The organism is Sphingomonas oleivorans (assembly GCF_003050615.1).
GTDB classification, from domain to species: domain Bacteria; phylum Pseudomonadota; class Alphaproteobacteria; order Sphingomonadales; family Sphingomonadaceae; genus Sphingomonas_H; species Sphingomonas_H oleivorans.
In genome coordinates this window covers 212,373-223,823 of the sequence record NZ_NWBU01000009.1, presented here as the reverse complement: position 1 = coordinate 223,823, position 11,451 = coordinate 212,373, and the positions used below count along the sequence as shown (strand labels likewise).

At 68.0% G+C, this 11,451-nt stretch carries 11 protein-coding genes; 10 read left to right on the top strand and 1 reads right to left on the bottom strand.

Annotated features, from left to right (window positions below; all coding sequences use genetic code 11):
• Positions 1 to 178 precede the first annotated feature (178 nt).
• From CLG96_RS10895 to CLG96_RS10870, 6 genes are read left to right on the top strand one after another with little or no spacing between them, the layout of a single operon-like run.
• Positions 179 to 628 carry a MarR family winged helix-turn-helix transcriptional regulator gene (locus tag CLG96_RS10895; protein ID WP_107967904.1) on the top strand — a complete coding sequence of 150 codons (450 nt, stop codon included), beginning with the start codon at positions 179 to 181 and terminating at the stop codon, positions 626 to 628.
• 3 nt (positions 629 to 631) lie between these two features.
• The gene (locus CLG96_RS10890) at positions 632 to 2,674 is read left to right on the top strand and encodes an FUSC family protein (RefSeq protein WP_107967903.1); all 2,043 of its coding nucleotides are present in this window, start codon (positions 632 to 634) and stop codon (positions 2,672 to 2,674) included.
• Positions 2,674 to 2,883, top strand: coding sequence for a DUF1656 domain-containing protein (locus CLG96_RS10885; RefSeq protein WP_207796662.1), 210 nt, complete (start codon positions 2,674 to 2,676; stop codon positions 2,881 to 2,883). Before CLG96_RS10890 ends, CLG96_RS10885 begins: the two co-directional genes overlap by 1 nt.
• Before the next feature lie 3 nt (positions 2,884 to 2,886).
• Positions 2,887 to 3,765 carry an efflux RND transporter periplasmic adaptor subunit gene (locus CLG96_RS10880; protein ID WP_107967901.1) on the top strand — a complete coding sequence of 293 codons (879 nt, stop codon included), beginning with the start codon at positions 2,887 to 2,889 and terminating at the stop codon, positions 3,763 to 3,765.
• Positions 3,762 to 5,195 (top strand): efflux transporter outer membrane subunit, encoded by a 1,434-nt coding sequence (locus tag CLG96_RS10875; protein ID WP_107967900.1) that lies wholly within the window; start codon positions 3,762 to 3,764, stop codon positions 5,193 to 5,195. Before CLG96_RS10880 ends, CLG96_RS10875 begins: the two co-directional genes overlap by 4 nt.
• 53 nt (positions 5,196 to 5,248) lie before the next feature.
• Entirely contained in the window at positions 5,249 to 6,769 is a 1,521-nt protein-coding gene (locus CLG96_RS10870; protein WP_107967899.1) for an acetyl-CoA hydrolase/transferase family protein, read from the top strand.
• Here the strand turns inward: CLG96_RS10870 and CLG96_RS10865 are convergent.
• Positions 6,766 to 7,065, bottom strand: a complete 300-nt coding sequence (locus CLG96_RS10865) for a hypothetical protein (protein ID WP_107967898.1) — start codon at positions 7,063 to 7,065, stop codon at positions 6,766 to 6,768. The genes CLG96_RS10870 and CLG96_RS10865 overlap by 4 nt on opposite strands.
• A gap of 258 nt (positions 7,066 to 7,323) precedes the next feature.
• Here CLG96_RS10865 and CLG96_RS10860 point away from each other — a divergent pair, with 258 nt between their 5' ends.
• From CLG96_RS10860 to edd, 4 genes are all read left to right on the top strand, one after another.
• The gene (locus CLG96_RS10860) at positions 7,324 to 7,482 is read left to right on the top strand and encodes a VOC family protein (protein ID WP_207796661.1); all 159 of its coding nucleotides are present in this window, start codon (positions 7,324 to 7,326) and stop codon (positions 7,480 to 7,482) included.
• 86 nt (positions 7,483 to 7,568) lie between these two features.
• Entirely contained in the window at positions 7,569 to 9,029 is a 1,461-nt protein-coding gene (zwf, locus tag CLG96_RS10855; protein ID WP_107967897.1) for a glucose-6-phosphate dehydrogenase, read from the top strand.
• Positions 9,022 to 9,633 carry a 6-phosphogluconolactonase gene (locus tag CLG96_RS10850; protein ID WP_107967896.1) on the top strand — a complete coding sequence of 204 codons (612 nt, stop codon included), beginning with the start codon at positions 9,022 to 9,024 and terminating at the stop codon, positions 9,631 to 9,633. The genes zwf and CLG96_RS10850 overlap by 8 nt, the downstream gene beginning before the upstream one ends.
• Positions 9,630 to 11,450 (top strand): phosphogluconate dehydratase, encoded by a 1,821-nt coding sequence (gene edd, locus CLG96_RS10845; RefSeq protein WP_107967895.1) that lies wholly within the window; start codon positions 9,630 to 9,632, stop codon positions 11,448 to 11,450. The genes CLG96_RS10850 and edd overlap by 4 nt, the downstream gene beginning before the upstream one ends.
• Position 11,451: the final 1 nt, after the last annotated feature.

Below are 11,451 nucleotides of genomic sequence, written 5' to 3'. Positions count from 1 at the left end.
ACCGCTCCCGGCCGCACAAAGGCACAGGTTTCGCCTATATCAATCCATCGACCGGGAACCGGCATTTCGGCAGGCGGAAGGGCCGAGATGCCGCATCTCCTCGCGGTGCGCGACACCCGCTTGACAAAATCCTCCGCTCGATTATTTAGCAAGCATACTAACTAATAAATACGCGGACATGTATCGCACCCGCAATCTGGTTGCCCGGCTGTTTCGCCTGCCGCGCCTCTACCGCCGTCATATGGATCGATCGCTGACGCCGCTCGGCCTGTCGCAGGCGACGGCCTTGCCGGTGATGCTGCTCGGGCGGCTGGGCGACGGTACGCGACCGGGCGTGCTGGCGGACGAGCTCGGAGTGGAGGGCCCGTCGCTGGCCCGCATTCTCGATCAACTCGTCCGCAGCGGCCTGATCGAACGCCATCCCGATCCGACCGACGGCCGCGCCAAGACGCTTCATCTCACCGCCGCCGGCCGCGCGCTGGCGGAACAGGCCGAAATGATCATGGCCGTCATTCGCGAGAAGCTGTTCGCCGGCATAGCCGACGAGGATATCGACACGACCATCCGCGTCCTGACGCGGATGGAGGAGGCGCTGAACGCCGCCGACATGACGCCGCTCGGCCAATAAGCCATGCCCGCCGCGCTGCGCCATGGCATCTTCTCGCTCAATTGCTTCGCGGCGGCGATGCTGGCGCTGTACGTGTCGCTCGGCCTTGGCCTCGATCGGCCCTATTGGGCGATGATCACCGTCTATATCACCAGCCAGCCGCTCGCCGGCGCGCTGCGTTCCAAGGCGCTGTACCGGCTGCTCGGCACGCTGCTCGGCGCGGCCGCATCGCTGACGCTGGTGCCTGCGCTGATCAATGTACCCGCGCTGCTCAGCCTCGCGCTTGCCGCCTGGCTTGGCCTGTGCCTGTTCGTGGCGCTGCTCGATCGCACGCCGCGATCCTATCTGTTCATGCTCGCGGGCTATTCGGCGATGCTGATCGCCTTCCCCCAGGTGGAGCAGCCGCAGGGGCTGTTCGACACCGCCATATTACGCGTGCAGGAAATCGCGATCGGCGTGGTGTCGGCTGCGCTCGTCCACACCATCGTCTTTCCGCAAAGCGTGATGGTGGTGCTTGCCGATCGGGTGCGCGGGGTGCTCGCCGATGCCAATTGCTGGATCGCCGACTCGCTGTCCGGGCGGCAGCATCCGCGCATCGCCGCCGAACGGCGGAAATTCGCTGCGGACGCGACCGAAATCCACCTGATGGCGACGCATCTGCCGTTCGACACCGCCAATCTGCGCCCGCGCCGCCGCCTGCTGGTAGCACTTCAGGATCAGCTCGTCCGGCTGCTGCCGCTGACGACGGCGGTGGAGGATCGGCTCCAGGCGCTGGGCGGGCCCGATGCGCTGCCCGAGCCGGCAGCGCTGCTGCTCGCCGATGCCGCCGCCTGGGCGGGCGATGCCGACCGGCCCAATGAAGAGGCGGTGTCGCTCGCTGCGCGCGCGGCGCGCCTCGTCGAGGCGCTGGAGGCCGATGCCGCCGCCCGGCCCGAAGGCGCATCCTGGTCCGATCTGCTGCTGATGAGCCTGTTCACCCGGCTCGGCGAAATGATCGGGACGCATGCCCGCGCCCGCGCGCTGGCGGCGCATGTCGACGATCCCGGCCGGCCGGCGGACGAGACGCTTGCCAGCCTGCCGGAAAGCGCGGACCGGCAATTGCATCGCGATCCCGGAATGGCCTTGCTGTCGGCGATGAGCGCTGCCGCCGGTGTGCTCGTCTGCTGCGCCTTCTGGATCGCCACCGCCTGGCCGGAAGGCGCCATCGCCGCAATGTTCGCGGGCGTGCTGGGTTCGCTCTTCGCCGGGCTCGACGATCCGACGCCCCATCAGAACAAATTCTTCCTGATGACGCTCCTCTCCATCCCGCTCGCGGCATTCTATCTGTTCGCGGTCATGCCGCACATCGACGGCTTCGCAATGCTCGCGTTGGTGCTGGCGCCGGTGCTGCTGCCGTTCGGCATGCTGCTCGCGCTCCCGGCACAGATGATGACCGCGCTGCCGATGTTCATCGGCTTCCTCGGCGCGCTCGCCATCGGCCCGGCCTATGCCGGCCAATTTGAAAGCTTCCTGAACATCAATTTCGCCCAGGCGATCGGCGTGCTGGTGGCGCTCGTCATGACGCGGCTCGTCCGCGTCGTCGGCGCGGCGGGCGCGGCGCGGCGGCTGGTGCGCGCCACCGATCGGGCGCTGATCGCCATCGCCCAGCGGCGCGACCGTACCGACCTGGCCGGCTGGACGAGCCGCATGATCGACACGACCGGCCTGCTCGCGCCGCGCCTCGCGGCGGCAGGCGGAGCGCCCGATCTGGCGACGGTCGATCCGCTGCGCGACCTGCGGCTGGGCGTCACGCTGCTCCAGCTTCGCATGCTGATCCCCATCGCCGGCGCCACGCTGGCGCATCTGCTGGACGGCATTGCGCGCCATCTCGCCGGACGGCTGGCGCCCGGCCGGCCGCAGCAAATCTCCGATCCCGCGCTGCTTGCCATGCTCGACGAAGCAATCGGCCATGTCGCCGGACTCGCGTCGCGCGCGCGCCGCGACGGCCTCGTCGCGCTCACCGGCCTCAGGCGCAATCTCTTCCCCGATGCCCCCGCCTATCGGGCGATGCCGAAAGGTGCAGGCTGATGGCCGAGATCGACTTTTTCGGCGTCTATGTGAACACGCTGTTCGTGGCGGCGATACTCGCCTTCCTGCTCGGCCGCGTGGGCCAATGGCTGCTCGCGCGATGCGGCGTCTACCGCTTCGTCTGGCATCGCGGCCTGTTCGATATCGCACTGTTCGTGATCCTCTGGGGGCAGATCGCCGTGCTCCTCATCTTCCACATATCGGGCTGATCCATGTCGCCGACCTTGCTCCGGATTCTTCGTGTCCTGATGACGCTCACCGCCGTCCTCGCCGCCATCGTCGTGGGGCGCGCCGTGTGGATCGCCTATGAGGTCGAGCCCTGGACGCGCGACGGCCGCGTCAGCGCGGAAGTGGCGCAGATCGCCGCCGACGTGACCGGGCCCGTGGTGCGCGTCGCGGTCCGGGACGACCAGTTCGTCCATAAGGGCGACCTGCTGTTCGAGGTCGATCCCGAACGCTTCCGCCTCGCCGTCATCCGCGCCCAGGCGGACATCGCCCGTGCCCGCGCCGAGCTGGCGCAGGTCCGCCGCGAGATCCGCCGCAGCATCGGCCTGGGCGATCTGGTAGCCGCCGAGGATACCGAGCGGCTGCGCGCCAAGGCCGAGCAGATCGAGGCCGATCTCGCCATCGCGCGCAATGCGCTGGACGTCGCCCGGCTCAATCTGGCGCGCTGCCGGGTTCGCGCGACCGTCACCGGCCGGGTCGCGAATCTCGTGCTCCGGCCGGGCGACTATGCCACCGCCGGGCATCCCGTGCTCGCGCTGATCGATGCGCAGACGATTCATATCGTCGGCTATTTCGAGGAGCCGAAGATCGCGCGCATCCATATGGGCGATCCCGTGCGCGTGAAGCTGATGGGCGAGAAGCGGCCGATCATCGGCCATGTTCAGAGCATCGCCGGCGGCATCGAGGATCGCGAGCGCGCCGAGGGCGAGTCGCTCCTCGCCAACGTCAATCCCACCTTCAGCTGGGTCCGGCTGGCACAGCGCATCCCCGTGCGCATCGCCATCGACCGGACCCCGCCCGGCATGCGGCTGATCGCCGGGCGGACCGCAACCGTGGAAGTGCTGCCCGGAAAGACGCAGTCATGATCCGCAACGGGATCGTGGCGGGCGCTGCGGCGCTGCTGCTCGCCGGATGCGGCACGGTCGGCCCCGACTATCACGGCCCCGCGAGCGCACTCCCAAAGAGCTCCAAGGCGACCGGCGCGTTCGTCAGCGCCGAACATGTGCCCGTCACCGATGCGCCCCTGCCGCCCGACTGGTGGCGCCTCTATCAGGACGCCACGCTCGACCGGCTGATCAGCGAGGCGCTCGCCGCCAATAGCGATCTGCGCGTCGCCGCCGCCAATATCCGCCGTGCCGAAGCCGCCCATTTAGGCATTGAGGACGAACGCCGCGTTCAGACCAGCGTTCAGGGCGGCCCCGCTTACATCAAGCCCTCCGCGATCGAGGAGGTGATGCCGGGCGAGCCGATCCCCAACGTCTCCATCTATTCCGCGACTGCCGGCATCTCCTATCAGGTCGATCTGTTCGGCCAGATCGAGCGCGCCATCGCTGCCTCCAGCGCCGAGACCGAGGCGGCGCGCGCCGCCTATGACGCGACGCGCGTGACGATCGTGGCGGACGTCACCCGCGCCTATCTGGACGCCTGCTCCGCCGGCCGCGAAATCGCGATTGCCGAACGCTCGATCGAGCTGCAGCGCCGCAGCACCGAGCTGACCGAACGGCTCGTCCGGGGCGGACGCGGCTCCTCGCTCGACGCCACCCGCTCGCGCGCGCAGGAGAAGCAGATATTGGCGACCCTGCCTGCGCTTGCCGGGCGGCGGCGGATCGCGGCCTTCCGCCTCGCGGTGCTGACAGGCAAGCCGCCCGCCGACTTCGCGCCCGAGGTCGATCGCTGCGCGGCCGAGCCGCGCCTGTCCCGCCCGATCCCGGTGGGGGACGGTGCTGCGCTCCTCAAGCGCCGGCCGGATATTCGCGCCGCCGAGCGCCGGCTGGCCGCCGCCGTCATGCGCATCGGCGTCGCCACCGCCGATCTCTATCCCCATATCTCCTTCGGCGCCTCGGCCGGATCGGTCGGCTTCCTCGAAAATCCGCTCAGCGCCGATTCCTTCAAATTCTCGATCGGCCCGCTCATCAGCTGGGAATTTCCCAATCGCGACCGTGCCCGCGCGCGGATCGCCGGGGCGGAAGCCGAAAGCGACGCAGCACTTGCCCGCTTCGACGGCGCGGTGCTGACCGCGCTGGACGAGACCGAGCGCGCGCTCAGCATCTATGGCCATGATCTGGAGGAACGCGCCGCGACGCTCGCCGCGCGGGACGAGGCGGCGCGCGCGGCGGCGGATGCCGATCGGCTGTTCCGCGCCGGGCGGACCGGCTTTCTCACCGCGCTCGACGCGCAGCGCACCGCGATCGCCGCCGATCAGCAACTCGCCGCGATCGATACGCGCATCGCGCGCGATCAGGTCGCGATCTTCCTCGCGCTCGGCGGCGGATGGGAGGCGACGAACGCGCCCTGAGCTGTGCGCTGCGCGGCGGGCCCGCATGACGATATTCCACAAGGGAGGGGACGATGATCGATCATCAACGGATCAGGAATGCCGCGCTGCGCGCGAAGGTGATGAGCGCCGAGGAGGCGGCGCTGCTCATCCCCTGCGGCAGCACGGTCGGCATGAGCGGCTTTACCGGATCGGGCTATCCCAAGGCGGTGCCGCTCGCGCTCGCCGCGCGGATCGAGGCGGAGCGCGCCGCCGGCAATCCCTTCCGGCTGAAAGTCTGGACGGGCGCCTCCACCGGGCCGGAGCTGGATGGCGCGCTCGCCCGGGCGGACGGCATCGAATTCCGCCTGCCCTATAATAGCGACCCGATCGCGCGCGAGCGGATCAACAAGGGCGAGATGGAATATCTCGACATGCATCTGAGCCAGGTCGCGCCCCTCGCATGGCAAGGTTTTCTGGGCCCGCTCGACACCGCCGTGATCGAGATTTCCGGCATCCGGCCCGATGGCGCGCTCATCCCCTCCTCCTCGGTCGGCAACAACAAGACATGGCTCGATCGCGCGGGTCAGCTGATCCTCGAGGTCAATAGCTGGCAGAATCCGGCGCTCGAGGGGATGCACGACATTTATTACGGCACCGCGCTTCCCCCCGATCGCCGGCCGATCCCGCTCGTCCGCCCCGATGATCGTATCGGCGAGGCCGCCTTCCGCTGCGATCCCGACAAGATCGTCGCGATCGTCGAGACGCACGCCCCCGATCGCAACGCACCCTTCGCCGCGCCGGACGCCGCCGCGCGCGCGATTGCGGGCCATCTGCTCGAATTTTTCCGGCATGAGGTGGCGAAGGGTCGGCTGCCCGCCTCGCTTCTCCCCTTGCAATCGGGCGTCGGCAATGTCGCCAATGCCGTCCTGTCCGGTCTGCTCGACGGCCCCTTCGAGAATATGACCGCCTATACCGAGGTGATCCAGGACGGGATGCTCGATCTCCTCGCCAGCGGCAAGCTCCGCATGGCGTCCGCGACCGCCTTCTCGCTGAGCCCGGAGGCCGCCGCCGCGCTCAACGCGCGCATGGCCGATTTCCGGAACAAGATGATCCTCCGTCCGCAGGAGATCAGCAACCATCCCGAGCTGATCCGCCGCCTCGGCTGCATCGCGATGAACGGGCTGATCGAGGCCGACATATATGGCAATGTCAATTCGACGCAGGTGATGGGATCGCGCATCCAGAATGGCATAGGCGGATCGGGCGATTTCGCGCGCAACGCCTATCTTTCCATCTTCATGACGCCGTCCACCGCGAAGAATGGCGCCATCTCCGCGATCGTGCCTTTCGCCTCGCATGTCGATCATATCACGCAGGACGTGCAGGTGATCGTCACCGAACAGGGGCTGGCCGATCTGCGCGGCCTCTCGCCCAAGCAGCGCGCGACGCTCATCATCGAAAATTGCGCGCATCCGGACTATCGCCCCGCGCTCGCCGATTATTTCCGCCGCGCGCGCCAAGGCTCCTATGGCCAGCAATCGCCCCTGCTGCTGGACGACGCGCTTTCCTGGCACCGGCGCTTCATCGAGACCGGATCGATGCGCGTTTCCTAGCGCACATAGACGCGCCGGCCGTCGCGATCGATATAATAGCGGTTGCCGTCGCGATCCCGATAATATTTGCGCTTGTCGGCGGTGATCGCGCCGACCGCGGCGCCGCCCAGCGCGCCGACCGCGGCACCTTCACCGATGCCAATGTCCGGCGCGACCACGCCGACCGCGGCGCCGCCCGCGCCGCCGATCGCCGCACCGCGCGCGGCGCCGCGAAGCGTGGGATCCTCGATCGACGAACAGGCGCCGAGCGCCAGTCCGGCCGTCACCAGGGAGGATAGAAGATATTTTCCGTGCATGGCTCGTCTCTGAAGCTGGGCAACGGCCGCAAGGCCGCGCCACGAAAATGACCCATGCTAAGGAAAACGATCCGGCGCGCCTTTCGTTCTGCCGTCCCCTCGGGACCGCTCAGACGATCGGATGAAGCGAGGAAAGGCACCCCGTAAAAACCACCCGAGTTATTTTTTGCCGCCTTCGCTGCGATATTGCGCAGCAATATTACGTTTCCACGTCCGGCCTGCTGGACAGAAGCTTGGCCGAGGGGCTAGTCCGCGCATATGATCGCTCTTCCCCAATTGCGCGTTGCCCGGCCGACGGACGATCTCGAAGCCGTCATCCGATTCTATCGCGACGGGCCGGGGCTGGAGGAGCTGTCCCGCTTCGAAAATCCGGACGGATATCGGATCCTGCTCCAAAATGCCGCCTGGCCCACCTGATCGAAACCCAAAACCAGCACCGAATGATCCCGCCCCTTGCCGATGCCCGCCAGCCGGGCGAAAGGGCGAGTAACGGAGGCACATAAATGACGACTAGAACTTCCAGTGCCGCACTTCTTCTCTATGGCGCGACGGGCGATCTTGCGCAGCGCATGCTGCTGCCCTCGCTGTTCGGGCTGGACGCGGACGGGCTGCTGCCCGCCGATTTCCGCATCATCGGCACGGCGCGCAGCGATATGGACGATGCCGGCTTCCGCGAACATGCCGCCGATGCGCTCAAGCGTTTCATCGATTCCGATCGGCTGACCAAGGATGCCGTCGCGCGCTTCCTGGCGCGGCTGAGCTATGTCACCGCCGACGTCTCCGATCCGGCGGGCTTCACGCGCCTCGCCGAGGCGGTGCCCGACAAGGGCGAGCTTTCGATCTTCCTGTCGACCGCACCCTCGCTGTTCGCGGCGACGATCGCGGGGATGGACGCGGCCGGCCTTGCGGGGCCGGACGTGCGCCTCGCGCTCGAAAAGCCGCTCGGCCATGATCTCGCCTCCTCGCGCCAGATCAACGATGCGGTGAAGTCGGTCTTCCCCGAGGAGCGGACCTTCCGCATCGACCATTATCTCGGCAAGGAGACGGTGCAGAATCTGCTCGCGCTGCGCTTCGGCAATGCGCTGTTCGAGCCGATGTGGAACGCGCAGGGGATCGAGCATGTCCAGATCACCGTCGCCGAGACGGTCGGGCTGGAAGGGCGCATCGCCTATTTCGACGGCTCGGGCAGCCTGCGCGACATGGTGCAGAACCATATGCTCCAGCTGCTCGCGCTGGTCGCGATGGAGCCGCCGTCGCAGTTCGACGCCGCCGCCGTGCGTGACGAGAAGGTCAAGGTGCTGCGCTCGCTGCGCAAGATCGGCCCGGCCGATGCCGCGCGGCACAGCGTGATCGGCCAATATGGCCCGGGTGCCGTGGGCGGCGCCCCGGTGCGCGGCTATGCCGACGAGCTCGGCCATGCCTCCGATACGGAGACGTTCGTGGCGCTCAAGGCGCATGTCGACAATTGGCGCTGGAAGGACGTGCCCTTCTATCTGCGCACCGGCAAAAGGCTTCCCGCCCGTCAGTCGGAAATCGTGATCCAGTTCAAGCCGGTGCCGCATTCGATCTTCGCCACCGGCGGCGCCGTGCTGCGCCCCAACAAGCTGGTGATCCGCCTCCAGCCGGAGGAGAATATCCGCCTTCTGATGATGGCCAAGCAGCCCGGGCTCGATCGCGAGGGCATCCGCCTGCGCGAAATCCCGCTCGATCTCAGCATGGCCAATGCCTTTGCCGATGTGCGCCGGCGCATCGCCTATGAACGGCTGCTGCTCGATCTCATCGAGGGCGATCCCACCTTGTTCGTCCGGCGCGACGAGGTGGAGGCGCAATGGGAATGGATCGACGCGATCCGCCAGGGCTGGGAAGCCAATTGCATGACGCCCAAGCCCTATGCAGCGGGCACATGGGGGCCCTCCGCCGCGATCGCTCTCACCGAACGGGATGGGGTGAGCTGGCATGACTGATATCGTCTGGGCGGCGCATGCCGATGCCGAGGCCGTTGCCGATCGCATCGCCTCGGTCCTGTCCCGCCCCGGGCCGCGATCGATCGCGGTGCCCGGCGGACGCACGCCGATTCCGATCTTCGATCTGCTGCGCCGCCAGCCGCTCCCCTGGGGCAAGGCGACGGTGACGCTCACCGACGACCGGATCGTGCCGCACGATCATCCGGCAAGCAATTTCGGCCTTCTGTCCCAGGCGCTCGATGCGACGCCCGCCCATCTCGTTCCGCTGAGCGAGGGCATGGCTCTCTCCCGCTTCGATCTGGTCTGGCTCGGCATGGGGGCGGATGGGCATATCGCCTCGATCTTCCCAGGCTCGAACCTGCCGGAAAGCCCCGCCACCGTGCTGCGCACCCTGCCCGATCCGCTGCCCCCCGAAGCGCCGTTCGAGCGTCTGACGCTCAGCCAGTCGGCGCTGCTCGATACCGACGAGCTGATCCTCGTCCTGCGCGGCGCGGACAAGCGCGCAGTGCTCGAAGCCGCCATCGCCGGCGAGAATGATCTGCCGATCGCCCGGCTGATCCGCGCCGCTACCTCCCCGATCACAATCTTCTGGAGCCGGACATGAGCTTGCACCCTGCCGTAGAAGAGATCACCGCGCGGATCGTCGAACGGTCCCGCCCGACGCGCGCCGCCTATCTCGATCTCATCGCCCGCGAACGCGATTCGGGCGTCGATCGGCCGCTTCTGAGCTGCGGCAATCTCGCCCATGGCTTCGCCGCGGCGGGCGAGGACAAGGCCGCCATCCGCGGCGGCAAGGCGATGAACATCGGCATCGTCACCGCCTATAATGACATGCTCTCCGCGCATCAGCCCTATGGTCGCTATCCCGACCAGATGAAGCTCTATGCGCGCGAGGTGGGCGCCACCGCGCAGGTGGCGGGCGGCGTGCCGGCGATGTGCGACGGCGTGACGCAGGGCCAGCGCGGCATGGAGCTGTCGCTGTTCAGCCGCGACACCATCGCGCTCTCGACTGTCGTCGCGCTCAGCCATGGCATGTTCGAGGGCGCGGCACTGCTCGGCATCTGCGACAAGATCGTGCCCGGCCTGCTGATCGGCGCGCTGCGCTTCGGCCATCTGCCGACGATCCTGGTGCCTGCCGGTCCCATGCCCTCAGGCCTCGCCAACAAGGAGAAGCAGCGCGTCCGCCAGCTTTATGCCGAGGGCAAGGTCGGCCGCGCCGAGCTGCTCGAAGCGGAAGCCGCCTCCTATCATGGCGCGGGCACCTGCACCTTCTATGGCACGGCCAATAGCAACCAGATGATGATGGAGGTGATGGGCCTCCACATTCCGGGCGCCGCCTTCGTCAATCCGGGCACCAAGCTGCGCCAGGAGCTGACCCGCGCCGCGGTCCACCGCATCTCCGAAATCGGCTGGGACGGGAATGACTATCGTCCGCTGGGGCTCTGCGTCGATGAAAAGGCGATCGTCAACGCCGCCGTCGGCCTGCTCGCCACGGGCGGTTCGACCAACCATGCCATCCACCTGCCCGCGATCGCGCGCGCGGCCGGCATCGTCATCGACTGGGAGGATCTGGACAAGCTTTCGGCCGCCGTGCCGCTGATCGCGCGCGTCTATCCCAACGGATCGGGCGACGTGAACCATTTCCAGGCAGCCGGCGGCATGGCCTATGCCATCGCCACGCTGCTCGATGCGGGCCTGCTCCATCGCGACATCATGACGGTCGGCGGGCAGGATCTCGCCGATTATGCGCGCGAGCCCCGGCTCCAGGACGATATTCTGGTCTGGGAGGACGCGCCCGCCGCCTCGCTCGACGAGACGATGCTGCGCCCCGCGAGCAACCCCTTCCAACCGGACGGCGGCATGCGTCTCGTCCAGGGCAATCTCGGCCGCGCCGTGTTCAAGACGAGCGCGGTCGATCCGTCCCGCTGGACGATCGAGGCGCCCGCGCGCGTCTTCTCCGATCAGGATGACGTGCTGAAGGCCTATAAGGCCGGCGAGCTGGAGCGCGACGTGGTGGTGGTCGTCCGCTTCCAGGGGCCGCGCGCTAATGGCATGCCCGAGCTGCACAAGCTCACCCCGCCCTTGGGCGTGCTGCAGGACAAGGGCTTCCGCGTCGCGCTGGTGACCGACGGACGCATGTCGGGCGCGTCGGGCAAGGTGCCGGCCGCGATCCATCTCAGCCCCGAAGCGCTTGGCGGCGGCCCCGTCGCCAAGCTGCGCGACGGCGATATCGTCCGGCTTTCGGCCGAACATGGCACGCTCGACGCGCTGGTCGACGCCGCCGAATGGGCCGCGCGCGAGGACGCCTCCGCGCCGCCGCCCGCTTCGGGCACCGGCCGCGAGCTTTTCGCCTTCATGCGCCATGGCGCGGACGAGGCGGAAAAGGGCGCGTCCGCCATGCTCGCGGCAGCAGGGCTCTGAC